The sequence below is a fragment of the Actinokineospora sp. PR83 genome, assembly GCF_021056305.1.
Lineage (GTDB): Bacteria > Actinomycetota > Actinomycetes > Mycobacteriales > Pseudonocardiaceae > Actinokineospora > Actinokineospora spheciospongiae.
In genome coordinates this window covers 39,405-62,615 of sequence record NZ_JAJCXD010000038.1, presented here as the reverse complement: position 1 = coordinate 62,615, position 23,211 = coordinate 39,405, and the positions used below count along the sequence as shown (strand labels likewise).

Here is a 23,211-nt window from a genome sequence, read left to right as displayed (position 1 = left end):
GCCGTGCCAGGCTGGGCGGGTGCGCACCCGCCCGACCGCCCTCGCGGCGCTGCTGCTGACCGCGGCGACCGCCTGCTCCGCCCCCGCTCCGGCCCCGGTCCCCACCCCCGCCGCGACCGGCTCGGCGCGGCTGTCGGCGCAGGTGGTGCAGCGCCTGCCGCACGACCCGTCGGCGTTCACCCAGGGCCTGGAGATCGCCGACGGCACCCTCTACGAGGGCACCGGGCTGGCCGGGAAGTCGGAGATCCGGGCGACCGACCCGCAGACCGGGGCCGTGGCGAGCCGGGCGCCGCTGGCCGGGGACCTGTTCGGCGAGGGCATCACCGTGGTCGACGACCGAATCTGGCAGCTCACCTGGACCGACGGCGTGGCCGTCGAGCGCGACCGGGCCACGCTGGCCGAGCGCCGCCGCGTCGACTACGCCGGTGAGGGCTGGGGCCTGTGCCACGACGGTGGCAGGCTGGTCATGAGCGACGGGTCGGACGCGCTGACCTTCCGCGACCCGCTGACCTTCGCCGAGACCGGCCGCGTCGCCGTCCGCGACGACGACGGCGCCCCGGTGCGGCAGCTCAACGAGCTGGAGTGCGTCGGCGGGCAGGTCTGGGCCAACGTGTGGCAGACCGACCGGGTCGTGCGGATCGACCCGGGCACCGGGCGGGTGACCGGGGTGGCCGAACTCACCGGGTTGCTGTCCGGGACCGAGCGCCAGGGCACCGACGTGCTGAACGGGATCGCCGCGATCCCCGGCACCGACGAGTTCCTGGTCACCGGGAAGCTGTGGCCCGCGATGTTCCGGATCCGGTTCGTCCCCGCCGGGTGAGGTCCCCGACCTGCCCGTCCTCCTGCTGAGCCCGGCTCCGGTACGGCAGGATGGGTGCTGTGTTCCGCTCGGGCTCCGATGACAACCCCGCCGACCGCCGGTCCCGCAAGGGGCGCCGGGGGTGGGGCTTCGCCGCGCAGCCCGAGCGGCCGGAACCCGAACCGGGGTCGCCGCCGCGGCGCCGGGGTCCGGTCGGCTGGGCCGAGCACCCCCGGCCGGAGCCGCCGCGCCGCGCCACCCGCCCGCTGGACGACCCCGCCGAACCGCAGTTCGAGACCTACGGCGACCTGCAACGCCGCGGCCAGGGCAACCTGCCCCCGCTGGACGACCGCTACCACGGCGACACCCGGCGCACCGACTCCTACGGCCGCCCGCACGGCACCCCACCGCCCCGCGACGACCGCGGCGAGCGCTTCTCCGACCGCTACCGCCGCGGCGGCGGCTACGAGCCGCACCCCGACGACCGCCGGACCGACCGCCACACCGACCGGGGCCGCCCCGACGAGTGGCGCGACTCCCCTCGCGACGACCACCGGGCGAGCCGCTACGACGACCGCCGCAGCGCCCCCCACCGCGACGACTCCCACCGAGGCGACCCCTACCGCGACGACCGCCGACCGGACGACTCCGGGCCGTACGACCGCGACCCGTACGACCGCCGTCCCGACGACCGCGGCCCGCACGACCGCGACCCGCGAGACGCGGCCACCGGTGAGCCGGGGAACCGCCCCGGCGCCCCCCAGTACCCGAAGAAGCTGACCGTCACCCGGGTGGCGGCGCTGCGCAGCAGGCAGCTCACCACCCGGGCCGTGGCCGCGTTCCGCAACGCGGCCAACGCCGACGGCGCGGACAAGTCCGGCCTGACCGCCCTCACCTACGCCACCATGCTCAACTACGCCAGCGACGCGGCGATGGCGGTGGCCCTGGCGAACACCCTGTTCTTCTCCGCCGCCAGCGGGGAGAGCAAGGGCAAGGTCGCGCTCTACCTGCTGATCACGGTGGCCCCGTTCGCGCTGGTGGCGCCGGTGATCGGCCCGCTGCTCGACCGGTTGCAGCGCGGGCGGCGGCTGGCGATGTGCGCGGTGTCGCTCGGGCAGGCGCTGATGTGCGTGGTGATGGCGCTGCACTTCAACGACTGGCTGCTCTACCCGGCGGCCCTGGGCAAGATGGTGCTGTCCAAGTCGTTCACCGTGCTCAAGGCAGCGATCACCCCCAGGGTGCTGCCACCGGAGATCACCCTCGCCAAGACCAACGCCCGGCTGACCGTGTTCGGCCTGGCCGCGGGCGGGGTGTTCGGCGCGGTCGCGGCGGGCCTGGCGAACCTGTTCGACTCCCCCGGCGCGCTGTGGTTCACCGTGGTCGTCTGCGTGGTGGGCGGGGTGCAGGCGCTGCGCATCCCGGCGTGGGTGGAGGTCACCGAGGGCGAGGTGCCCGCCTCGATCAGCGCGCACCCGGACAAGCCCAAGCGGCAACCCATGGGCAGGCACGTGGTGGTGTCGCTGTGGGGCAACGGCACCGTGCGGGTGCTGACCGGGTTCCTGATGATGTTCGCCGCGTTCGCCACCCGGGCGCAGAACGAGGCCGAGCCGTTCCAGCAACTGCTGATGCTCGGGCTGATCGCGGGCGCGGCCGGTGCGGGCAGCTTCCTCGGCAACGCCATCGGCGCCCGCGTCCACGTGGGCAACCCGGAGCAGGTGGTGCTGGGCTGCGTGATCGGGTCGCTGGTGTCGACGCTGGTCGCCACCGTGGTCGCCGGGATCGCCACGGCCGCGCTGGTGGGGCTGATCGGCGCGGTGGCCAGCGCGCTGGCCAAGAACAGCCTGGACGCGGTGATCCAGGACGACCTGCCGGAGGAGTCGCGGGCCTCGGCGTTCGGCCGCTCGGAGACCGTGCTGCAACTGGGCTGGGTGCTCGGCGGCGCGACCGGCGTGCTGCTGCCGCCGATCTGGTGGGTCGGGTTCCTGGTGGTCTCGGCGATGCTGGCGCTGGGCCTGGCGCAGACGGTGCTGACCCGGCGCGGCGGCTCGCTGATCCCCGGTCTCGGCGGGGAGCGCCCGGCGCGGCCGAGCCGGTCCGGGGCCCTCGACGGCGGCCGGTTCGCCCGCGGCGGCGAGGCCGTGCCCCCGCCGCAGGAGCCGCACCGCGCCCCGTAGGGTCAGCGCCGTGCGTCGAGTCCTGATCGCCACCGTGGCCAGCGCCGTTGCCGTGCTGGCCGGGTGCGCCGCCCCGCAGCAGCCCGAGGTCACCTTCTACACCGACGGCCAGTCCGCCGCGACCACCCCCCGGGTCCGCTTCGACCTGGCCGAGGGCCGCGCGATCCGCGACGAGGGCGCGCTGGTGCAACTCAAGACCCGCCCGGGCGCCCCGGTCCAGATCTCGGTCCCCGCGGAACTGAGCGACGGCGCCTGGACCGTCTCGTTCTCCTACCTCGACGCCACCGGCAACCGGGTCGACGGGGGCAGCAAGGCGTTCTTCCCGAAGGACGAGCAGCACGCCTTCACGCTGACCCTGCCACCCGGCTCCCGGCGGCTGCTGCTGGTGTCGGTCCAGCAGATCGTGTTCCTCAACGGCATCGAGCCGGTGGTCTCCGCGTACTGGGACATGGAGACCGTCGAGCGCTAGCGGTCTACGGGTCGAGTTCCCTGGACACCGCGCGCATGACCTCGGCGACCCGCTTGGTGACCTTGCGGTCCGGGTAGCGGTTGCGCTGCAGGTCCGGCTGCACCGCCGACTCCAGCAGCTTGATCATGTCCTCGACCAGCCCGTGCAACTCCTCCGCGGGCCTGCGCCTGGCCTCCACCACCGACGGCGGGGCGTCGATGAGCCGCACCGACAGCGCCTGCGGGCCGCGGCGGCCGTCGGCGACGCCGAACTCGATGCGCTGCCCGGCCTTGAGCCCGGGCACGCCGGCGGGCAGGGCGGAGGAGCGGACGTACACGTCCTCGCCCTCGTCCTGCGTGACGAACCCGAAGCCCTTTTCCGAGTCGTACCATTTGACCTTGCCGGTCGGCACTGATCTCACCGTTCCCTCGTCGTCTCAGTCCCCCACCTCGCGGGGGCGCACCCGGCGCCCGCACAAGACAACGCGCCCGGGGGGCGTGCCCCTGGACGCGTCACCCCAAGCGTAGGCCACACGGGGGTGCGAGGTGTTGTTCGCCTCCACACCACCCCGGCGTTACCGGGCACCGGTCCACCGGGAAGAACTATCCTGGGGCCATGACCGTTCCCGCCCGCCGCGGCGCCCGGCCCAGCCGGGTGTTCACCACCGCGCTCGTGCTGTTCGCCGTCGGCCTGCTCGCCGTGGTCGCCATCTTCGTGCTGGCCGCGGTCGACCGGCAGGCCCCGTGGCTGTGGGGCGTGTCGATGGCGCTACCGCTGGGCCTGGTGCTCGCCGTGGTGAGCACCGTCCGCGCCGGTCGCCGCTAGGTACCCGTCCAGCCAGGCGGGGAAACCGGTCAGGCTGTCGAGCACCACGTCGGCGCCCTCGGCGAGCAACTGCTCGGCGGTGTACGGGCCGGTGGCCACGCCGACCGCGACCGCGCCCGCGACCTTGGCGCCGAGGACGTCGCCGCCGTGGTCGCCCACGTAGATCCCGGCCCCGTGCTCGCGCAGGGCGACGCCCTTGGCCTCGGCCCACGCCTCGCCCACGAGCGCGTCGACCTCCCAGCCGAACTGCCGCAGGTGCCGGGCGGCGTTGGGACCGTACTTGCCGGTGACGACCAGGGTCCGGCCGCCGCGGGCCTTCACCGCGTCGAGCGCCTCCGCTGCCCCGGGCAGCGCCAGCGTCGAGGGGATGACGACGGTGGGGTAGAGCGCGCGGAAGCGGTCGACCAGCCCGGGGATGCGCTCCTCCGGCGCCTCGAACCCGCGCAGGACCGCGTCCAGCGGCGGGCCCAGGTTCGCCGCGAAGTGCGCGCCGTCGAGCGGCAGCCCGCTCTCCCCGGCCAGCGCGTCCATCGCCGCGGCCATCCCGGGCCGGGCGTCGATCAGCGTCATGTCCAGGTCGAACCCGACCACCAGGCTCATCGGGCGGCGGCGACCAGGGAGTCCAGGTAGGGCCCGAACACGGCCGCCACCGACCGCGCGGTGCCCTGCGGCTGCGCCGACGGCGAGGCGGCGTGGCTCACCGAGAGGCGCACGAGGTTCTCCGCGACGAACCGCAGGTCCGCCTCGGGGATGTCGGGCCAGGTGGTCTTCAGGCACGCGGTCAGCCGCGCGGTCGCCTGCGACAGCACCGGCCCGGCCTGGTTGGTGACCAGGTTGAGCAGCCCGTCGCCGCCGTCCCCGGCCACGATGGCCTTCACCAGCGGCTGCTCGGCGGCGGCGGCCAGGAACACCTCGAACGCGGCCGTCACCGCGGCCTTGGGGTCGTCGGAGTTGACCCGCACCGCCTCCTCGACGGCACCGAGGAACCGGTCGGCCTCGCGCAGGATGTACGCCTGGGCGAACGCCGGGCGGGAGCCGAACTCCTTGTACAGCGTCTGCCTGCTGACCCCGGCCGCGGTCGCCACGTCGGCCATGGTCAGGTCCGACCAGCCCCGGTGGCGCAGCAGCTCACCCGCCGCGTCGAACAGGGTGTCGCGCAGCAGGGCCTTGGCGGCCTCGGCGTACGGAACCCGCGCTCGGAAGGTGGTCATGGGGCCACGTTGTCACCGGGCATCCACGGTGTCAAAGAGGCCGACACCACAAACCCGATTCCCATTCATTTCTTGTCACGCGATGCCAACACCCACGTCAGACCCTGCGTCCCGGCGAGCGGGTGTGGATCACGGCGGTCAGGCGGTCCCGGCGGGGGCGTCGAGGCCGAGGACCTCCACGGCGGCGGCGCGCATCTCGACCTTGCGGACCTTGCCCGTCACCGTCATCGGGAACTCGTCGACCACGTGCACGTACCGGGGGATCTTGTAGTGGGCGAGCTTGCCCGCGCAGAACTCGCCCACCGCCTCGGCGGTCAGCGGCCCGGCGCCCTCGCGCAGGCGGACCCAGGCCATCAGCTCCTCGCCGTAGCGGGGGTCGGGGACGCCGATGACCTGGGCGTCGAGGACGGCGGGGTGGGTGTGGAGGAACTCCTCGACCTCGCGCGGGTACACGTTCTCCCCGCCGCGGATCACCATGTCCTTGATGCGGCCGGTGATGGTGAGGTAGCCCTCGGCGTCCATCACCGCGAGGTCGCCGGTGTGCATCCAGCGGGCGGCGTCGACGGCCTCGGCGGTCTTGTCCGGCTGCTCCCAGTAGCCGAGCATCACCGAGTACCCGCGGGTGCACAGCTCGCCCGGCTCGCCGCGCGGCAGCGTCCGCCCGCTGTCCGGGTCAACGACCTTCACCTCCAGGTGCGGGTGCACCCGGCCCACCGTCGACACCCGGCGCTCGACGCTGTCGTCGGCGCGGGTCTGGGTGGACACCGGGGAGGTCTCGGTCATCCCGTAGCAGATGGTCACCCCGGTCATGCCCAACCGGTCGATCACCTGCTTCATCACCTCCACCGGGCACGGCGACCCGGCCATGATCCCGGTGCGCAGCGCGCTCAGGTCCAGCCCGTCGAGCCCCGGTTCGGCGAGGACGGCGATGAACATGGTCGGCACGCCGTAGAGGGAGGTGCACTTCTCCTCGGCGGTGGCGGCGAGGGTGGCCGCCGGGTCGAAGCCGGGGGCGGGGATGACCACGCACGCGCCGTGGCTGGTGGCCGCCAGGTTGCCCATGACCATGCCGAAGCAATGGTAGAAGGGCACGGGGACGCAGATGCGGTCCTGTTCGGTGTAGGAGCAGAGTTCGCCGACGAAGAAGCCGTTGTTGAGGATGTTGTGGTGGCTGAGGGTGGCGCCCTTGGGGAAGCCGGTGGTGCCCGAGGTGTACTGGATGTTGATCGGGTCGTCGGCGGAGAGGGTGGCGCCGATCCGGGCCAGGGTGGCGGGATCGCCCTCGGTGGCCAGCAGGGCGCCCCACGACTCCTGTCCTATGAGGACGACGTCGTCGAGCGCGGCGCAGTGCGGGCGGGCCTCCTCGATCATCGCGGCGTAGTCGGAGGTCTTGAAGCTCTCGGCGGCGACCAGGGTGCGGATGCCCGCCTGGTTGAGGACGTACTGGAGTTCGTGGACCCGGTAGGCCGGGTTGATGGTGACCAGGATCGCGCCGACCTTGGCGGTGGCGTACTGGGTGAGCACCCACTCGGCGCAGTTCGGCGCCCAGATGCCCACCCGGTCGCCCTTGCCCACCCCGAGGCCGAGCAGGCCGTGCGCCACGGCGTCGACGTCCCCGGCGAACTCGGCGTAGGTCCAGCGCCTGCCCGTGCCCCGGTCGACCAGCGCCTCCCGGTCGCCGTGGGCGGCGACCGCGCGGTCGAGGTCGGCGCCGATGGTGTCGCCGAGCAGCGGGACGTCGGAGGTGCCGGAGGCGTAGCTGGGCAGTGCGGGCGTCATCGAGGGTCTCCTCCGCCGTCGGTGTGCTCCCCGTCACCCTAGTTCCCCGCGCGGACCCGACGGGATTTCGAGCTTTCCTGGACACTGGGTGGTGTGCGATTGATCCTGAACCTCATCTGGCTCATCCTCTGCGGCTTCTGGATGGCCCTCGGCTACCTCGTCGCGGGCATCCTGTGCTGCATCCTGATCATCACGATCCCGTTCGGGCTGGCCTCGTTCCGCATCGCCAACTACGCGCTGTGGCCCTTCGGGCGCACGGTCGAATCGCGCCGAGACGCGGGGGCTGCCTCGCTGCTGGGGAACATCATCTGGATCGTCGTCGCGGGCTGGTGGCTGGCCATCGGCCACCTGGTGACCGGGGTGGCGCTGTGCGTCACGATCATCGGCATCCCGCTGGGCATCGCGAACTTCAAGCTCATCCCGGTCAGCCTGATCCCGCTCGGCACCCGCATCGTCCCGACCCCGGACCGCTACTACCCGGCCACGTACGCCCGCTGACCCCGCCGAGCTACCCCTTGGCGGGGTCGGCGGACCCGGCCCGCTCAGCGTCCACAGCGGACTCGGCGGGCTCGGCGGGCTCGGCCGCGGCTGCTCCGGCGTCGGTCGGTTCGGCGGTCTGCGCCGAGTCGGCGACCTGAGCGGACTCCCCCGACTCGGCGGACTCGGCCGCGGCCTCGGTGGCCTCGGAATCAGTGGCCTCCGGCTCGGCGGGCTCGGGCTCGGCGGACTCGGGTTCCGGCGGAGTCGCCTCGGCGGCTTCGCGGGCGCGTTCGGCCTCGGCGATCGCGGCGTCGAAGTCGGCCTCGTCGGCGGCTGTGGACGACCACGGCAGCTTGACCACCAGGCACGGGCCGCCGACGAACAGGCCCGCGTCGACGCCGAGGGCCTTGCCGCCCGCGTACTCGTAGGGGCCCTCGATCAGCGCCGGGGGCAGGCCGAGCTGGTCGGCGATGACGCTGTGGCCGTGGATGACCATCCGCCCGCCGTAGGCGCCGAGCAGCCGGTCGACCGCCTCTTCCCCGTGCGGGCCGCGGAAGGCGTACCTGGTCGTCATCCGGCGCCACAGCTCCCACCACTGCACCAGGTCGTCGGAGTGCAGGATCTCGCGGACCGAGGCGTTCACCGTCTCCAGGTCCTCGCCCCAGCCGAGGTACTCCAGGGTGTCGGAGTGCATCAGCAGGTCCTCGCCGACCAGGGCCACCACCGGGCGGTCGGTGAGCCAGTCGACGTGCGCGGGGGTCAGGGCCTCCTGGTCCGACAGCAGGCCGCCGTTCATCTCCCAGCTCCTGGCGAAGCTGCGCGGGCCGAAGTCCGACGGGACGTCGGTGTCGCCGAACCGGTGCATCCCCAGCAGCAGGATCTCGTGGTTGCCGAGGAGGGTCTCCACCCGGCCGCCCGCCGCCGCCGCTTCCGCCGACAGCCGCATGACCAGCTCGATCACGCCGATGCCGTCCGGGCCGCGGTCGACGAAGTCGCCGAGGAACCACAGGTGGGCGGTGCCGCCGGTCCAGGTCCCACCGGGGTCGACCAGGCCTACCTCGTGCAGTGCGGCCACCAGTTCGTCGCGGTGGCCGTGCACATCGCCGACCACGTAGGTCGCGACGGGCTCAACAGGGTCGTGCTCCACACCACTGACGATAGGCGAGGGGTGAAACGCGTGCGCAGCGATGGTCCCCGTGGTGACCTGGGGTGTTCACCCGGTGGGAAAGGGTTCGGCCGTTCGGCCCACGAGATCGGCCACCGATTCGATCACCCGGGTGGGCCGGTAGGGGAAGCGGTCGGCGGTGTCCAGGCCGGAGATGCCGGTCAGCACCAGGATGGTCCGCAGGCCCGCTTCCAGGCCGCTGCGGACGTCGGTGTCCATCCGGTCGCCGATCATCAGGGTGTTCTCGGAGTGGGCGCCGAGCGCGCGCAGGCCCGAGCGCATCATCAGCGGGTTGGGCTTGCCCACGTAGTAGGGGGCGCGGCCGGTGGCCCGCTCGATCAGGGCGGCGACCGCGCCGGTGGCGGGCAGCGACCCCTCGCGGCTGGGGCCGGTGGCGTCGGGGTTGGTGGCGATGAACCGGGCCCCCTGCTCGACCAGGCGGATGGCGCGGGTGATGGCGGTGAAGCTGTAGGTGCGGGTCTCGCCGAGCACGACGTAGTCCGGGTCGCGGTCGGTGAGGGTGTAGCCGATCTCGTGCAGGGCGGTGGTCAGGCCCGCCTCGCCGATCACGTACGCCGAGCCGTGCGGGCGCTGGCTGTCGAGGAAGCGGGCGGTGGCCAGCGCGGAGGTCCAGATGGACTTCTCCGGCACGTCGAGGCCGGTGCGCAGCAGGCGGGCGCGCAGGTCGCGCGGGGTGTAGATGGAGTTGTTGGTCAGCACCAGGAAGGGGTTTCCCGCGGCGGTCAGCTCGGCGATCAGCTCGGCCGCTCCCGGGATGGGGTGCTCCTCGTGCACCAGCACGCCGTCCATGTCCATCAGGTACGTCCAGACCATGGCGCAGACGCTACCCAGCCGCGGCGGTCCCGGCCGGGTGGACGGCGACGGCGGCGGCCTTGACGCTGAGGTGGACGGGGGTGCCGGGTTCCAGGGCCAGGTCGGCGACGGCGGCGGGGGTCAGGTCGGCGGCGAGGCCGGTGACCCAGGGCGGGCCGCCGGGGGTGGCGGCGGCGCGGACCCGGACGGTGTCGCCGTGCGGTTCGAGTGCGGCGACGACGGCGGGGAAGACGTTCCGGGGGCTGCCCTGGGCCGGGCTGGTGTAGACGGCGACGTCGGCGGGGCGGAAGACGGCGACGGCCGGTTCGCCGGGCGGTCCCGCCGCCGCGGCGACGAGGGTGCCGTCGGGGGTGCGCAGGCCCGCCGGGTCGCCGGTGCCGGAGACGAGGTTGAGGCCCGCGACGCGGGCGGTGAACGCCGTGCGCGGGCGCGACAGCACCGCGCGGGTCGGGCCGTCCTCGACGACCCGGCCGTCGGCGAGGACCAGGACGCGGTCGGCGAGGGCGAGGGCGTCGAGCGGGTCGTGGGTGACCAGCAGCGCCGTGCGCCCGGTCGCGGCCAGCACGCGGCGGACGACCCCGCGCAGGACCGGGGTGGCGTCGACGTCGAGGGCGGCGAAGGGTTCGTCGAGCAGCAGCAGCCCCGGTTCGGCCGCCAGGGCCCTGGCCAGGGCCACCCGCTGCGCCTGGCCGCCGGAGAGCGCGGCGGGTCGGCGGGCGGCGAACTCCGCGGCGCCCACCTCGGCCAGCCAGTGCCGGGCCACCTCGTGCGCGCGCCCGCGCCGCGCCCCGGCGGCGCGGGGGCCGAAGGCGACGTTCGCCAGGGCGGTCAGGTGCGGGAAGAGCAGCGCGTCCTGCGCCAGCAGCCCGACGCCGCGCCGGGCCGGGGGCACTCGGACGCCGGTGGCGGTGTCGGTCAGCACCCGGCCGTCGACGGTGACGCGGCCGTGGTCGGGCAGCAGCAGCCCGGCGAGGACGTCGAGCAGCGTGGACTTGCCGGAGCCGTTGGGGCCCAGGACGGCGACGACCTCCCCGGCCGCCACCTCGACCGCGGCGTCCAGGGTGAACCGGTCCCGCGCCACCCGCACCCGCGCGGACAGCCCGGTCACCGCTGTCCCCGCAGCGCGCGGGGCCGGGCCGCGGCGATCACCGCGACGGCCACGACCACCAGCAGCAGCGACAGCGCCACCGCACCGTCCACATCGGTCTCGGCGAGCAGGTACACCTGGAGCGGCAGGGTCCGCGTGACGCCCTCCAGCGAGCCCGCGAAGGTGATCGTCGCGCCGAACTCCCCCAGCGCGCGGGCGAACGAGAGCACCAGGCCGGAGCCCAGGGCGGGCAGCACCAGCGGCACGGTCACCCGCCGGAACACCGTCCACGGCCGCGCCCCGAGCGTCGCCGCGATCGCCTCGTACCGCTCCCCCGCGGTGCGCAGCGCCCCTTCCAGGCCGACGACGAGGAACGGCATCGCCACGAACACCTGGGCGATGACCACCGCGGCGGTCGTGTAGGGGATGCGGACGCCCGGCAGGTGCGAGCCGAGCAGGCCGCCGCGCCCCAGCAGGTACAGCAGCGCGAGCCCGCCCACGACCGGCGGCAGCACGAGCGGCAGCAGCACCACCGCCCGCAGCACCCGCACCCCCGGTACCCGCGACCGCGCGAGCACGACGGCGAGCGGGCCGCCCAGCAGCAGGCAGAGCACTGTGGACAGTGCGGCGGTCCGCAGCGACAGGCCGAGCGCCGCCACCGCGCCGGGGCTGGTGACCCTGGTGGGCAGCGAGGACAGGTCCGAGCGCGCGACGAGCCCGACCACCGGGAGCACCACCAGGGCCAGCGCGACCGCGGCGGGCACCCACAGCAGGGCAGGCAGGCCGGTGCGGACCCGCCGGTCCCGGGTGCTCACGGCGTGCCGAACCCGGCCTCGGCCAGTCGCGCCCGACCGCCGGGGCCGCGCACCAGGTCCACGAACTCCCCGGCGAGGTCGGCCTGCGGGGCAGCCTTGAGCACGGCGATCGGGTAGTCGTTGACGGCCTCGTCCGCCTCGGGGAACCCGACCGCGGTGACCGCGTCGCCCGCGGCCTTGGCGTCGGAGACGTAGACCAGGCCCGCGTCGGCCTCGCCTGCCCGCACCTTGGTGAGCACCGCCTTGACGTCCTGCTCCTCGCTGGCGGGCCGGAGGGCGACCCCGGCGGTGTCGGCGGCCTTTTCCGCCGCGGCCCCGCACGGCACCTGCGGTGCGCACACGACCACCGTCACGCCCTCCCGGCCCAGGTCGGCCAGGCCGGTGACCTTCGCCGGGTTGCCCGGCGGGGTGACGATGGTGAGCTTGTTGGTCGCGAACACCACCGCGGGGGCGGCGAGCAGGGCCTGCACCTTCTCCATGGTGGCGGTGTCGGCGGAGGCGAAGACGTCGGCGGCGGCGTCGTTGGCGATCTGCTGGGCCAGGGCGGACGACCCGGCGAAGTTGAGCCGGACGTCGACGCCGGGGTGCTCGGCCTCGAACCGGTCCGCCAGCGCGGTGAAGGACTCGGTGAGCGAAGCGGCGGCGAAGACGGTCAGCACCCCGCCCCCCGGGTCCGAGCCGGTGCCGCAGCCCGCCAGGGCGAGGGCAGCGGCAGCCAGGGCGACGAGCTTGCGCATGCGGGATCTCCTCGGGAGGGGTCAGGGCGTTTCGACGATGACCTGGGTCGCCTTGACGACCGCGACCGCCAGCGAGCCGGGCGCCAGGCCCATCTCGCGGACGGCCTCGCTGCTCATCAGCGACACCACCCGGTGCGGGCCGCACTGGATCTCGACCTGGGCCATGACCGTGTCCTGCACGACCGCGGTGACCAGGCCGACGAACCGGTTGCGCGCCGAGCGCCCGACACCGGTGGGGTCGGGCGCCGCCTCGGCCTGCGACCGGGCGAACTCGGCCAGCACCGCGCCGTCGACCACCTTGCGGCCGGAGGCGTCGAGCCCGGCGGTGAGGTGGCCCGCGTCGACCCAGCGGCGGACGGTGTCGTCGCTGACCCCCAGCAGGCGTGCGGCGTCGGAAAACCGATAGTGCGGCATGGAACAGACCATAGTGCCGCATCTGCGGTTTCGTGCTGGAGAAACCCGAGGTATCGGCTTTTGCTGCCCCGGCGACCCCATCCGCCCGGCGACTACCCTCGAACCGGTGAGCATGGTCGATCTCGGATTGCCCGTCGTGCCGAGCGTCGCCGGACGCCCCGACAACCCCCGGCTGGTGGACGGCTTCGGCCGGGTCGCCACCGATCTGCGCGTGTCGCTGACCGACCGGTGCAACCTGCGCTGCACCTACTGCATGCCCGCCGCGGGCCTGGACTGGATGCCCGGTTCGCAGATGCTGTCGGACGCGGAACTGGGTCGGCTGATCCGGATCGCGGTCGAGGACCTGGGCGTCACCGACGTCCGGTTCACCGGCGGCGAGCCGACCCTGCGCAAGGGCCTGGAGGAGCTGATCGCCTCCGTCGCGGCCCTGCGGCCGCGTCCGCGCATCTCGATGACCACCAACGCCGTCGGCCTGGCCAGGCGGGCCGACGCGCTGCGCGCCGCCGGGCTCGACCGGGTGAACGTCTCGCTGGACACCGTGCGCCGGGAGCGGTACGCCGAGCTGACCCGCCGCGACCGGCTCCCCGACGTCCTCGACGGCCTCGCCGCCGCCCGCGCCGCCGGGCTGACCCCGGTGAAGGTCAACGCGGTGCTGCTGCGCGGGGTCAACGACGACGAGGCGGCCGACCTGCTGCGGTTCTGCGTCGAGCACGGGTACGCGCTGCGGTTCATCGAGCAGATGCCGCTGGACCCGCAGCACGGCTGGGACCGCTCGGAGATGGTGACCGCGGCGGAGATCCTGGAGCTGCTGGGCGCGGAGTTCGCGCTGACCCCGTCGCCGACCGCGCGCGGGGCCGCCCCGGCCGAGCGCTGGCTGGTCGACGGCGGACCGGCCGACGTCGGCGTGATCGCCTCGGTGACCCGGCCGTTCTGCGGCGACTGCGACCGCACCCGGCTCACCGCGGACGGGGCGCTGCGGTCGTGCCTGTTCAGCACGACCGAGACCGACCTGCGCGGCCCGCTGCGCGCGGGCGCGGCGGACGCGGAGATCGCCGACCGGTGGCGGGCGGCGATGTGGGGCAAGCTCGCCGGGCACGGCATCAACAACACGGGCTTCGCCCAGCCCGACCGGCCGATGAGCGCGATCGGGGGCTGACCGGTGGTCGAGACCGAGGTGCGGGTGCGGTATTTCGCGGGCGCGCGCGCGGCCGCGGGCGTGCGGGAGGAGACAGTGCGCCTGCCCGCGGGCGCCACCGTGGCCGACGCGGTGGCCGCCCTGGGCGCCCGGCACGGTGCGGCGCTGGCGCGGGTGCTGCCCGCGGCGAGCTTCCTGCTGGACGGCGTCGCTGTCCGTGACCGCGACATCCGGCTGCCCGATGTCACCGGTTTGGACGTTCTGCCCCCTTTCGCGGGCGGCTGAGGGGCTTCCCGAACGGCCCAACGACGTGGGTTCGGCGTAAGGCAGGTCTCACCCTCGGTGAATTATCTCGGGGAGGACACAGCGGAATAACGGCCCGGGTTACCCCTCTCAACAGCAAAAACCTGGGGGATCGTTTGAGGTTGCGCGGCGTTACTGTGATGACGGTCACGCCCCTTCCGATTTCCGTAAGCCCTCGCGGTTACGTACCGTCGCTTTCGGTCGGACCCGAAACCGACCACGCAGTACCCGGGAGTCCGTAGTGCCGAACCCTGTCCGGCGGCCTCTCGGGAATCAACCCCGAGCGAAAGCGACTCTCGGACAGGGGCGAGGGACCACGGACGGTCACGGGCAACCGGGACCGCAGTGGAGCCGGGTGACCACCACCGGCCGGGCCGCACCACGGGCCCGACCCGCAGCGTTGATCACGCAGGCACGGGAGCCAGAGATACTTAAATGTCCTACCGAGGCAAGCACCGCAAGCCGTCCACCACCAAGCGCGCCATCGCCCGCGTCGTCGTCGCGGGTGTCGCGGTCGGCGCCCCGATGGCGGTCGCCGCGACCCCGGCCTCGGCCGACACCGTGAACTGGGACGCGATCGCGCAGTGCGAGAGCGGTGGCAACTGGGGCATCAGCACCGGTAACGGCTACTACGGCGGCCTCCAGTTCAGTCCGAGCACCTGGCGCGCCAACGGCGGCAGCGGCTCCGCGCACAACGCGAGCCGCGAGGAGCAGATCCGCGTCGCGGAGAACGTGCTCAAGACCCAGGGCATCGGTGCCTGGCCGGTGTGCGGCAAGAAGTCGGGCAGCTCCGCCAAGCCCGCCACCGCCGCCGCGAAGAAGCCGGTGACGTCGAAGAAGGCGACCCCCGCGCAGAAGAAGGCCGCACCCAAGGCCACCACGAAGGCCGCGGCCCCGAAGGCGACCACGAAGAAGGCGGCCCCCACCGCCCCGGTCGCCGCGGTGAGCACGTCGAACCCGGCCGGTGACTACACCGTGCTCGCGGGCGACACGCTGTCGAAGATCGCCAACCAGCTCAACGTCGCCGGTGGGTGGCAGTCGCTGGCCGAGAAGAACAAGAACTTCATCAGCGACCCGAACCTGATCCTCGTGGGCCAGAAGATCGCCACGAAGTAGGTTCTCCCGCGCCGAGTGCTCCCGAGCCCCCGCCGTCCGTTCCGGGCGGCGGGGGCTCGGTCGTGCTCGGGGCAGGCGCCCGCGATCAGGGCCTGCGGTCAGGGGTAGCGGCCAGAGCCGGCGGGAGTGGGGGCGGCGGGCAGAGCCAGCGGTCAGGGGCAGAGTGGTCAGGGCCTGCGGTCAGGGGCGGCGGGCAGGCCCAGGGGGCAGAGCCTGCGATCAGGGGCAGTTGACCCACTCGTCGGTGCCGTCGATGAACCGCTGGTGCTTCCAGATCGGCAGCCGGGCCTTCACCTCGTCCACCAGCCGCGCGCAGGTGGCGAACGCGGCGCCCCGGTGGTCGGCGGCGACGGCGACGGCCAGGGCGGTGTCCCCGATCGCCAGGTCGCCGACCCGGTGCGAGACCGCCAGCGCGCGCACCCCCGGGGAGGACGCGGCGACGTCCGCGGCGACCTCGGTGATGACGTCCCCGGCGCTGGGGTGGCCCTCGTAGGTCAGGGACGCGACGCCGCGCCCGCCGTCGTGGTCGCGCACGACCCCGGCGAAGGTCACCACGGCGCCCGCGGCGCGGTGGTCGACCAGGGCGGCGTGCTCGTCGACCGACAGCGCGTCCCCGGACACCTCGGCGCGCAGCACCGCAGCGGGCACACCGGCGGACGGGTCCGGGTGCCCACCGGACGACCGCCCGACGTCCGACACCCCGACCCGGTGGCCGGACTGCTGCGCGGCGGGATCGGCCTGGGGCTGCCCGGCGAGGCCGGCTTGCTGCGGCGCGGCAGGACCGACCGGCTGCTGCGCGGTGAAGCCAGCCTGCTGCGGTGCGGCGGGGTCGGCGTGGTGCTGCCCGGCGGGGCCGGCCTGCTGCTGCCCGGCAGGACCGACCGGCTGCTGCGCGGTGAAGCCAGCCCGCTGCGGCGCGGCGGGGTCGGCGTGGTGCTGCCCGGCGGGGCCGGCCTGCTGCTGCCCGGCAGGACCGACCGGCTGCTGCGCGGTGAAGCCAGCCCGCTGCGGCGCGGCGGGGTCGGCGTGGTGCTGCGCGGTGGGGGCCGGGTGGTCGCCGCCGTGGAGTTGGTCGACGGCGTGGGCCAGGACGCCGTCGAGGACGGCGAGGCCGTCGCGGACGCCGCCGGTGGAGCCGGGCAGGTTGACCACCAGGGTGCGACCGGCGACCCCGGCCAGGCCGCGCGACAGCACGGCCGTGGGCACCCCCGGCAGGCCCGCGGCGCGGATGGCGTCGGCCAGGCCGGGGACCTCGTGGTCGAGCACGGCGCGGGTCGCCTCGGGGGTGCGGTCGGTGGGGTTGATGCCGGTGCCGCCGGTGGTGAGGACGACGTCGACCGAGTCGGCCACGGCCGCGCGCAGCGCCGCCTCGACCGGGGCGCCGTCGGGGACCACGGCCGGGTCGGGCGTGGCGAAGCCGCGGTCGCGGAGCCAGGCGGCGATCAGCGGCCCGGTCCTGTCCGGGTAGACCCCGCCCGCCGCCCGGTTGGAGGCGGTGATCACCCGGCCGGTGCGGTCGCTCATGCTTCTCCCCTGCTCCAGGTGCCGGTCTTGCCGCCGTCCTTGCGGTCGACGCGGACCTGGTCCAGCACGGCGGCGGGGTCCACGGCCTTGATCATGTCGTGCAGGGTGAGCCCGCAGACCGCCACGGCGGTCAGCGCCTCCATCTCGACCCCGGTGCGGTCGGCGGTGCGGGCGGTGGCGGTGATGCGCACCTCCGACCCGGACGCCTCCAGGTCGACCTCCACCCCCGTCAGCGCGATCGGGTGGCACAGCGGGACGAGGTCGGGGGTCCGCTTGGCGCCCATGATCCCGGCGATCCGGGCGGTGGCCAGCGCGTCCCCCTTGGGCAGCCCGTCGCGCAGCAGCAGCCCCACCACCTCCTCGGTGGTGCGCACCACCCCGGACGCGACCGCCACCCGGGCGGTCACCGCCTTCTCCGACACGTCGACCATCCGGGCGGCGCCGGAGGCGTCCACATGGCTCAGTTCACCCACGTGCCGATGCTACGGCCCGGCGGCCCGGCCGACGGGGGCAGTGCCGACCGGAACACCCCGGACTAGGCCGGGGCGGTCGCGGCCTTGCGGACGGCGTCGGCGACAGCCGGGGCGACGGCGGCGTCGAAGACGCTGGGCACGATGAACGAGGCGTTGAGCCGCTCCCCGTCGACCACGTCGGCGATGGCGTCGGCGGCGGCGAGGAGCATCTCGTCGGTGATGGTGTGGGCCTGGGCGTCGAGGAGGCCGCGGAAGACGCCGGGGAAGGCCAGCACGTTGTTGATCTGGTTCGGGTAGTCCGAGCGGCCGGTGGCGACGACCGCGGCGTGCCGCTGGGCCTCCAGCGGGTCGATCTCCGGGTCGGGGTTGGCCAGGGCGAACACCACCGGGTCGGCGGCCATGGTGGCGACCTGCTCGGCGCCGAACAGGTTGGGCGCGGACACGCCGATGAACACGTCCGCCCCGACCAGCGCGTCGTGCAGCCGACCGGACACCCCGTCGCGGTTGGTGTTGGCGGCGACCCAGCGCAGGTTCGCGTCGGTGTCGCCGCGGTCGCCGTGCACGATGCCGTCGACGTCGACGGCCAGGATGTCGGCGGGGCCGAGCTTGTCGCCGGTGTGGCGTTGCAGCAGCAGGCGGATGATCGCCGAGCCCGCCGCGCCGACGCCGCAGACCACGACCTTGCAGTCGGACAGGTCCTTGCCGACGACCCGCAGCGCGTTGCGCAGGGCGGCGACCACGCAGATGGCGGTGCCGTGCTGGTCGTCGTGGAACACCGGGATGTCGAGCTTCTCCCGCAGCCGGGCCTCGATCTCGAAGCAGCGCGGCGCGGCGATGTCCTCCAGGTTGATGCCCCCGTAGACCGGGGCGATCAGCTCCACCGTGCGGATGATCTCCTCGGTGTCCTGGGTGTCCAGGCACACCGGCCACGCGTCGACCGAGCCGAACTTCTTGAACAGCGCCGCCTTGCCCTCCATCACCGGCAGCGCGGCGGCGGGGCCGATGTTGCCCAGCCCGAGCACCGCCGACCCGTCGGTGACCACGGCGACGGTGTTGCGCTTGATGGTCAGCCGCCGCGCGTCGTCCGGGTTCTCCGCGATCGCGGTGCACACCCGGGCCACGCCGGGGGTGTAGGCGCGGGAGAGGTCGTCGCGGTTGCGCAGCGCGACCTTGGCGGTGACCTCGATCTTGCCGCCGAGGTGCATCAGGAAGGTGCGGTCGGAGACCTTGCGCACCTCGACCCCGGGCAGCGCGCCGAGGGTGTCGGAGATGTCGCGCGCGTGGTTGGCCGACATCGCGTTGCAGGTGATGTCGACCACGACCCGGTCGGTGTGCGACTCGACCACGTCGAACGCGGTGATGACGCCGCCGACCCGGCCGACCGCGCTGGTGAGGTCACCCGCGGCCCCGGCGGACGGGGGCGCTTCGACCCGGACGGTGATGGAGTAACCGGGACCGGGGACGGGCATGTCGCTGCGCTCCAACTTCGGCGATCGAGGAACGAGCGCAGCTTAGCCCTGTCCGGTGGTCACAAATCCCACCGGGCGAACCTGTCCGGCGGTGAGCGACCGGGCCTAGGGGGCGTCCTGGCGGTTGATCTCGGTGACCGGGTGCACGTAGGGCACCGAGTCGAGCGGGAACGTGGTGTCGCCGAACGGGGACAGCGCGCCCTGGCGGTCCGAGTGCAGCTCGGTGACCGGGTGCGACCCGTTGTCGTCGCCGCGCCACTCGGGGTCGATGCGGTGCTTGACGCGGTCCTTCTTGGCGACCTTCGCCACGGCTCCTCCTCGGTTGGCACTGCGGTTCCGGCGAGTACCGAGGTTACCGGAACCACCGTGCGTATACCGTGGTCAGGGTGTCCGGCCCCACGCTCACCGACTGGCTCCGCGCCAGGGACGACGAGACGCTGGCCGCCGTGCTGCGCGCCCGCCCCGACCTGGCGACCCCCCGACCGGCGGACACCGCCGTGCTGGCCACCCGCGCGGGCTCCCGCGCGTCGGTGGCCAGAGCCGCGGAGGGCCTGGACACGTTCACCCTGGCCGTCCTCGACGCCCTGCTCGCCGCCGACGCCGACCGCGCCCCGGTGCCGCTGCGGCGGGTGGTCGAGCACCTCCCCCCGGGCACCCCGGAGGAGGCCGTCCGCGCCGCCGTCGACCGGATGCGCGCCCTGGCCCTGGCCTGGGGCGAGGACGACGCGCTCGCGCTGCCCCCGGCCGCCAGGGAGGCGGGCGGCCCCACCGCGGCCCTGGGCAGGCCCGCGCCCGCCCTGGAGTACGCGGACGTCCCGGCGCTGGTCGAGGCCCTGCCCGAGGACGAGCGCAAGGTGTTGGCGACCCTGGCGGGCGGTCGCCCGGTGGGCCGCACCCGCGACGCGGCGACCGTGCTGCCGCTGGCGCAGGCCAAGACCCCGATCCAGCGCCTGCTGGCCAGGGGCCTGCTGACCCGGTTGGACGCGGAGACGGTGGAGCTGCCCGGCCAGGTCGGCGCTGTCCTGCGCGGCACCCCGACGTCGGTGGCGGTCACCGAACCCGAGCTGCGCACCACCACCCGCAAGGCCGCCCTGGTCGACTCGACCGCGGCGGGCGCCGCCCTGGAGCTGGTGCGCCACGTCGAGACCCTGGTCCGCCTGTGGTCGGCCGAGCCGCCACCGGTCCTCAAGTCCGGCGGCCTGGGGGTCCGCGACCTGAAGAAGGTCGCCCGCGTCACCGAGCTGTCCGAGCGGGACGCCACCCTGCTGGTCGAGGTGGCCGCCGCGGCGGCCCTGGTGGCCGACAACGAGGCGGCCACCCCGGAGTGGGTCCCGACCAACCACGCCGACCTGTGGTCGGCCGCCACCCCGGCGAACCGCTGGGCCACCCTCGCCACGGCCTGGCTGGACCTGCCCCGCCTCCCCGGCCTGGGCGGTCTGCGCGACGCCAAGGACCGCATCCTGGCGCCGCTGTCCGACGAGCTGCGCAGGCCCGCGGCCCCGGTGGAGCGCCTGCGGGTGCTCGACGTGCTGGCCGGGCTGCGCGCGGGCACCGGTGTCACCGACCCGGACGACCTCGCCGCGGTCCTGGCCTGGCGGGCCCCCCGCCGCGGCGGCAGGCTGCGCGACGAGATGGTCCGCTGGACCCTCGCCGAGGCCACCACCCTGGGCCTGGTCGCCCTGGGTGCCCTCAGCGGCCCCGGCCGCACCCTGGTGGCGGAGGGCGCGGCCCCGGCGGCCAAGCGCATGGCCGAGGCCCTGCCCGACCCCATCGACCACGTCCTGGTCCAGGCCGACCTGACGGTGGTCGCCCCCGGCCCCCTGGAACCCCACCTGGCCGCCCGCATCACCGAGACGGCCGACGTCGAGTCGGCGGGCAGCGCCACGGTCTACCGGGTCAGCGAGTCCTCCATCCGCCGAGCCCTGGACGCGGGCCGCTCCGCGGCCGACCTGCACGAACTCTTCACGACGAAGTCCAAGACCCCCGTCCCCCAGTCCCTCGAATACCTCATCGACGACGTCGCCCGCCGCCACGGCCGCCTCCGGGGAGGCGCCGCCACCTCGTTCCTGCGCTGCGACGACCCCGCCCTGATCGCCGAGGTGGCCGCCAGCCCCGCCGCCGCCACCCTGCAACTGCGCAAGATCGCCCCCACGGTCCTGGTCAGCCCCCTGCCCCTCCTGGAAATCCTCGACGACCTCCGAGCAGCGGGTTTCGCCCCCGCCGCCGAGGGCGCCGACGGCCAGGTCGTCGACCTGCGCCCCACCGGCCGCCGAATCCAAACCCCCGCCAAGGCGCTGCGCCGAGCGGTGGCCCGCACCCCCGGCCCCGACCAGCTCACCGACATGGTCGCCGCCATGCGAGCGGGCGACCGGGCAGCCGACAGCAGGCGCGGCCGCACGGTGTCGGCGAAGTCCGGCTCCGGCTCCGGCGCCAACACAGCCGAAACCCTCGCCCTCCTCCAAGAGGCCACCCGAGCCCAACAGGCGGTCTGGATCGGCCTGGTCGACGCCCACGGCGTGGCCAGCCAACGGGTGATCGAACCCCTCCGCATCGGCGGCGGCATCCTGGAGGGCAAGGACCCCACCAGCGAGGAAATCCGCCGCCTTCCCCTCCACCGCATCACCAGCGCAGCCCTGGTCGAGTCAGAGAGCTAGCCCCAGCCCCGACCGAATCAGAGAACCAAGCCGACAACCACAAACAAAAGCCCGGACGAGCCCCCTCGCCCGGGCTTCACTCCCCCAACTCGTCGGTCTGCAACGAAACCGCCGCCCTGCCACCCAACGCCCCCACCCACCCAACCTGACCAGGGGGAGACCTGACCCACTCCCGGCCGCAGTCAGCTCCGCGAACTCGGTGTCAAGGGTGGCCGTAGGCCATCGGCGAAGCCGACGCCGAAGGCGCCCTTGACGCCGAGTTCGCGGAGCTGAACAATCGCGGCCTCCCAGGGTCAGATCCCCAACCCCGCCACAAGCACCTCAAAGGCGCAGCCGCCCAGCCACCACAGGCCGCGCAGCCACAAGCCCCCAGAGGCGCAGCGAGCAGCCAAGAAAGCAGCAAGCAGCAGGTCAGCCCGCGCGCGACATCCGCTGCTGCATGGCGTGCTCCACCAGCGTGATCAGCGTTTCCTTCGTCGAGTCCCGGTCCCGCGCGTCGGTCGTCACGATCGGCACCGACGGCTCGACCGTCAGCGCGTCCCGCACGTCGTCGATCCGGTGGTGCAGCACCCGGTCGAAGCAGTTCAGCGCGATCACGTAAGGCAGCCCGCGGTCCTCGAAGAAGTCGATGGAGGCGAACGCGTCGGCCAGCCGCCGGGTGTCGACCAGCACGATGGCGCCGATGGCGCCGCGCACCAGGTCGTCCCACATGAACCAGAACCGGTGCTGCCCGGGGGTGCCGAACAGGTAGAGGATGAGGTCGGAGTCCAGCGACACGCGCCCGAAGTCCATGGCGACGGTCGTGGTGACCTTGTTCGGGGTCGACGACAGGTCGTCGACGTCCACGCTGGCCTCGGTCATGACGGCCTCGGTGGTGAGCGGGACGATCTCCGACACCGAACCGACCAGGGTCGTCTTGCCCACGCCGAACCCACCGGCCACGACGATCTTCGCCGAGGTCGTCGGCTGCGGGGATGCGCCGCCGCGCGCGCTGAGGGGACTAGAGCCTGCGGAGCCCACTGAGCACCCTTTCCATGAATTCGATCGACGGCCGGTCGCCCACGACCATGCCGCTCTGGTGGATCGAGACGAGGCCCATGCCCGCCATGTCGCCGATGAGCACCCGCGCCACGCCCAGGGGCAGCCGCAGGTGCGCGGCGACCTCGGCGACGGAGCGGGTGTCCAGGCACAGGCCGCAGATGGACCTGTGCTCGGGACGGACGGCGGCGTCGGGTACCCGGCCCCGGTCGCTGGTGGAGACCAGCGCCTCGATCGCCAGATCGTAGTCGGAGCGGGTGCGCCCGCCCGTCTTGGTGTACGGGCGGACCAGCGACCCGGTCTCGTGCGGTGCCGAATCGTAGAAGTCGCCGTGCCCGGCGAAGTCGGCTCGCGCGCCGAAGTCGGTGAAGGCCGCCGGTGCGGCGAAGTCGGGCTGTTCTGGCTCCGGGTCCAGGTCGGCCACCGCGGGGATCTCCTTGCTGTCCCAATCTGACTGGGACGGGATGCCCGCGTCGACGCCGGAGTCGCCGTAGAGGGTGGCGCTCGGGCCGCCGAACAGCCTGGCCCGGAAGCCGTCGATGTCGAACCGGTTCGGTGGTTCACCGAATTCGGTGTCGGAGAGGTCCTCCCACCCGCGCTCGGACATGGTCGTCTGCCTCCGCTCAGGCTCACCCATCAGCTGGTCCCGGGGATCGTCGATGTCCCGGTCCGGCTCGAACAGCTCCCGCCGCCCGGCCGCGCGCCGACCCGTGCTCATCGCTCGCCCACCC

Annotated in this window: 23 protein-coding genes and 3 pseudogenes; 9 read left to right on the top strand and 17 right to left on the bottom strand. The window is 74.0% G+C overall.

What is annotated here, in order from left to right; translation table 11 throughout:
• Positions 1 to 19: 19 nt before the first annotated feature.
• Genes L6E12_RS13315 through L6E12_RS13305 form a run of 3 tightly spaced genes read left to right on the top strand, consistent with a single transcriptional unit; the run spans position 20 to position 3,442 of the window.
• Positions 20 to 820 carry a glutaminyl-peptide cyclotransferase gene (locus L6E12_RS13315; RefSeq protein ID WP_308074805.1) on the top strand — a complete coding sequence of 267 codons (801 nt, stop codon included), beginning with the start codon at positions 20 to 22 and terminating at the stop codon, positions 818 to 820.
• A 50-nt stretch (positions 821 to 870) separates the two neighbouring features.
• Positions 871 to 2,973, top strand: coding sequence for an MFS transporter (locus tag L6E12_RS13310; protein ID WP_236228202.1), 2,103 nt, complete (start codon positions 871 to 873; stop codon positions 2,971 to 2,973).
• Positions 2,974 to 2,983: 10 nt separating this feature from the next.
• A complete protein-coding gene (locus L6E12_RS13305) occupies positions 2,984 to 3,442 on the top strand; it encodes a DUF2771 family protein (protein WP_236228201.1) in 459 nt (152 codons plus the stop codon).
• A 4-nt stretch (positions 3,443 to 3,446) separates the two neighbouring features.
• Here L6E12_RS13305 and L6E12_RS13300 read toward each other — a convergent pair whose 3' ends face one another.
• Positions 3,447 to 3,833: a cold-shock protein gene (locus L6E12_RS13300; RefSeq protein WP_035289067.1), complete on the bottom strand. Its 387-nt coding sequence runs from the start codon at positions 3,831 to 3,833 to the stop codon at positions 3,447 to 3,449.
• A gap of 203 nt (positions 3,834 to 4,036) precedes the next feature.
• On the opposite strand from L6E12_RS13300, the gene L6E12_RS13295 reads away from it, so the two are divergent.
• Positions 4,037 to 4,246 carry a hypothetical protein gene (locus tag L6E12_RS13295; RefSeq protein ID WP_236228200.1) on the top strand — a complete coding sequence of 70 codons (210 nt, stop codon included), beginning with the start codon at positions 4,037 to 4,039 and terminating at the stop codon, positions 4,244 to 4,246.
• Here L6E12_RS13295 and L6E12_RS13290 read toward each other — a convergent pair.
• The 3 genes from L6E12_RS13290 to L6E12_RS13280 form a co-directional block, all read right to left on the bottom strand.
• Complete coding sequence (locus L6E12_RS13290; RefSeq protein WP_236228199.1) at positions 4,190 to 4,846, bottom strand: HAD family hydrolase; 657 nt, start codon at positions 4,844 to 4,846, stop codon at positions 4,190 to 4,192. The two genes, L6E12_RS13295 and L6E12_RS13290, sit on opposite strands and share 57 nt — an antisense overlap.
• Positions 4,843 to 5,457: a TetR/AcrR family transcriptional regulator gene (locus L6E12_RS13285; RefSeq protein WP_236228198.1), complete on the bottom strand. Its 615-nt coding sequence runs from the start codon at positions 5,455 to 5,457 to the stop codon at positions 4,843 to 4,845. Before L6E12_RS13285 ends, L6E12_RS13290 begins: the two co-directional genes overlap by 4 nt.
• Positions 5,458 to 5,595: 138 nt before the next feature.
• Positions 5,596 to 7,236, bottom strand: coding sequence for an AMP-binding protein (locus tag L6E12_RS13280; protein ID WP_236228197.1), 1,641 nt, complete (start codon positions 7,234 to 7,236; stop codon positions 5,596 to 5,598).
• A gap of 93 nt (positions 7,237 to 7,329) precedes the next feature.
• On the opposite strand from L6E12_RS13280, the gene L6E12_RS13275 reads away from it, so the two are divergent.
• Complete coding sequence (locus L6E12_RS13275; RefSeq protein ID WP_236228196.1) at positions 7,330 to 7,734, top strand: YccF domain-containing protein; 405 nt, start codon at positions 7,330 to 7,332, stop codon at positions 7,732 to 7,734.
• 325 nt (positions 7,735 to 8,059) lie between these two features.
• On the opposite strand, the pseudogene L6E12_RS13270 reads toward L6E12_RS13275, so the two are convergent.
• The 6 genes and pseudogenes from L6E12_RS13270 to L6E12_RS13245 form a co-directional block, all read right to left on the bottom strand.
• Positions 8,060 to 8,863: pseudogene (locus tag L6E12_RS13270) on the bottom strand (metallophosphoesterase family protein); the annotation flags it as partial.
• Between the two features lie 66 nt (positions 8,864 to 8,929).
• A complete protein-coding gene (locus tag L6E12_RS13265) occupies positions 8,930 to 9,715 on the bottom strand; it encodes an HAD-IIA family hydrolase (RefSeq protein ID WP_236228195.1) in 786 nt (261 codons plus the stop codon).
• A gap of 10 nt (positions 9,716 to 9,725) precedes the next feature.
• Entirely contained in the window at positions 9,726 to 10,823 is a 1,098-nt protein-coding gene (locus L6E12_RS13260) for a sulfate/molybdate ABC transporter ATP-binding protein (protein ID WP_236228194.1), read from the bottom strand.
• Positions 10,820 to 11,584: an ABC transporter permease gene (locus L6E12_RS13255; RefSeq protein WP_236228227.1), complete on the bottom strand. Its 765-nt coding sequence runs from the start codon at positions 11,582 to 11,584 to the stop codon at positions 10,820 to 10,822. The genes L6E12_RS13260 and L6E12_RS13255 overlap by 4 nt, the downstream gene beginning before the upstream one ends.
• 29 nt (positions 11,585 to 11,613) lie before the next feature.
• A complete protein-coding gene (gene modA / locus L6E12_RS13250; RefSeq protein ID WP_236228193.1) occupies positions 11,614 to 12,354 on the bottom strand; it encodes a molybdate ABC transporter substrate-binding protein in 741 nt (246 codons plus the stop codon).
• Between the two features lie 21 nt (positions 12,355 to 12,375).
• A complete protein-coding gene (locus L6E12_RS13245) occupies positions 12,376 to 12,768 on the bottom strand; it encodes a molybdopterin-binding protein (RefSeq protein ID WP_236228192.1) in 393 nt (130 codons plus the stop codon).
• Between the two features lie 112 nt (positions 12,769 to 12,880).
• Between L6E12_RS13245 and moaA the strand changes: the two genes are divergently transcribed.
• The 3 genes from moaA (at position 12,881) to L6E12_RS35095 (ending at position 15,322) form a co-directional block, all read left to right on the top strand.
• Positions 12,881 to 13,924 (top strand): GTP 3',8-cyclase MoaA, encoded by a 1,044-nt coding sequence (gene moaA / locus L6E12_RS13240; RefSeq protein WP_236228226.1) that lies wholly within the window; start codon positions 12,881 to 12,883, stop codon positions 13,922 to 13,924.
• Positions 13,925 to 13,927: 3 nt separating this feature from the next.
• Positions 13,928 to 14,188, top strand: a complete 261-nt coding sequence (locus L6E12_RS13235; protein ID WP_236228191.1) for a MoaD/ThiS family protein — start codon at positions 13,928 to 13,930, stop codon at positions 14,186 to 14,188.
• 453 nt (positions 14,189 to 14,641) lie between these two features.
• The gene (locus L6E12_RS35095) at positions 14,642 to 15,322 is read left to right on the top strand and encodes a transglycosylase family protein (protein ID WP_304523880.1); all 681 of its coding nucleotides are present in this window, start codon (positions 14,642 to 14,644) and stop codon (positions 15,320 to 15,322) included.
• Between the two features lie 219 nt (positions 15,323 to 15,541).
• On the opposite strand, the pseudogene L6E12_RS35695 reads toward L6E12_RS35095, so the two are convergent.
• From L6E12_RS35695 to L6E12_RS13205, 5 genes and pseudogenes are all read right to left on the bottom strand, one after another.
• A pseudogene (locus L6E12_RS35695) lies at positions 15,542 to 15,922 on the bottom strand (molybdenum cofactor biosynthesis protein MoaE); the annotation flags it as partial.
• A gap of 435 nt (positions 15,923 to 16,357) precedes the next feature.
• A pseudogene (locus L6E12_RS35690) lies at positions 16,358 to 16,846 on the bottom strand (molybdenum cofactor biosynthesis protein B); the annotation flags it as partial.
• Entirely contained in the window at positions 16,843 to 17,319 is a 477-nt protein-coding gene (moaC, locus tag L6E12_RS13215) for a cyclic pyranopterin monophosphate synthase MoaC (protein ID WP_236228190.1), read from the bottom strand. The pseudogene L6E12_RS35690 and the gene moaC, both read right to left, overlap by 4 nt.
• Before the next feature lie 62 nt (positions 17,320 to 17,381).
• Complete coding sequence (locus tag L6E12_RS13210; protein ID WP_236228189.1) at positions 17,382 to 18,788, bottom strand: NAD-dependent malic enzyme; 1,407 nt, start codon at positions 18,786 to 18,788, stop codon at positions 17,382 to 17,384.
• A 105-nt stretch (positions 18,789 to 18,893) separates the two neighbouring features.
• On the bottom strand, positions 18,894 to 19,097 hold the full coding sequence (locus L6E12_RS13205) for a hypothetical protein (RefSeq protein ID WP_236228188.1): 204 nt from the start codon (positions 19,095 to 19,097) through the stop codon (positions 18,894 to 18,896).
• 77 nt (positions 19,098 to 19,174) lie between these two features.
• Here L6E12_RS13205 and L6E12_RS13200 point away from each other — a divergent pair, with 77 nt between their 5' ends.
• A complete protein-coding gene (locus tag L6E12_RS13200; RefSeq protein WP_236228187.1) occupies positions 19,175 to 21,442 on the top strand; it encodes a helicase-associated domain-containing protein in 2,268 nt (755 codons plus the stop codon).
• A gap of 411 nt (positions 21,443 to 21,853) precedes the next feature.
• Here L6E12_RS13200 and L6E12_RS13195 read toward each other — a convergent pair whose 3' ends face one another.
• Positions 21,854 to 22,462: an ATP/GTP-binding protein gene (locus tag L6E12_RS13195; protein WP_035289027.1), complete on the bottom strand. Its 609-nt coding sequence runs from the start codon at positions 22,460 to 22,462 to the stop codon at positions 21,854 to 21,856.
• Positions 22,443 to 23,198 carry a DUF742 domain-containing protein gene (locus L6E12_RS13190; RefSeq protein WP_236228186.1) on the bottom strand — a complete coding sequence of 252 codons (756 nt, stop codon included), beginning with the start codon at positions 23,196 to 23,198 and terminating at the stop codon, positions 22,443 to 22,445. Before L6E12_RS13190 ends, L6E12_RS13195 begins: the two co-directional genes overlap by 20 nt.
• Positions 23,199 to 23,211 lie beyond the last annotated feature (13 nt).

What these genes read in the sequence shown, in the direction of transcription:
- L6E12_RS13285 (WP_236228198.1), bottom strand. Translation starts at nt 5,457, where the DNA reads ATGACCACCTTCCGAGCGCGGGTTCCGTACGCCGAGGCCGCCAAGGCC.
- L6E12_RS13190 (WP_236228186.1), bottom strand. Translation starts at nt 23,198, where the DNA reads ATGAGCACGGGTCGGCGCGCGGCCGGGCGGCGGGAGCTGTTCGAGCCG.
- L6E12_RS13290 (WP_236228199.1), bottom strand. Translation starts at nt 4,846, where the DNA reads ATGAGCCTGGTGGTCGGGTTCGACCTGGACATGACGCTGATCGACGCC.
- L6E12_RS13280 (WP_236228197.1), bottom strand. Translation starts at nt 7,236, where the DNA reads ATGACGCCCGCACTGCCCAGCTACGCCTCCGGCACCTCCGACGTCCCG.
- moaA (WP_236228226.1), top strand. Translation starts at nt 12,881, where the DNA reads ATGGTCGATCTCGGATTGCCCGTCGTGCCGAGCGTCGCCGGACGCCCC.
- L6E12_RS13245 (WP_236228192.1), bottom strand. Translation starts at nt 12,768, where the DNA reads ATGCCGCACTATCGGTTTTCCGACGCCGCACGCCTGCTGGGGGTCAGC.
- L6E12_RS35095 (WP_304523880.1), top strand. Translation starts at nt 14,642, where the DNA reads ATGTCCTACCGAGGCAAGCACCGCAAGCCGTCCACCACCAAGCGCGCC.
- L6E12_RS13265 (WP_236228195.1), bottom strand. Translation starts at nt 9,715, where the DNA reads ATGGTCTGGACGTACCTGATGGACATGGACGGCGTGCTGGTGCACGAG.
- L6E12_RS13295 (WP_236228200.1), top strand. Translation starts at nt 4,037, where the DNA reads ATGACCGTTCCCGCCCGCCGCGGCGCCCGGCCCAGCCGGGTGTTCACC.
- L6E12_RS13210 (WP_236228189.1), bottom strand. Translation starts at nt 18,788, where the DNA reads ATGCCCGTCCCCGGTCCCGGTTACTCCATCACCGTCCGGGTCGAAGCG.
- L6E12_RS13310 (WP_236228202.1), top strand. Translation starts at nt 871, where the DNA reads ATGGGTGCTGTGTTCCGCTCGGGCTCCGATGACAACCCCGCCGACCGC.
- modA (WP_236228193.1), bottom strand. Translation starts at nt 12,354, where the DNA reads ATGCGCAAGCTCGTCGCCCTGGCTGCCGCTGCCCTCGCCCTGGCGGGC.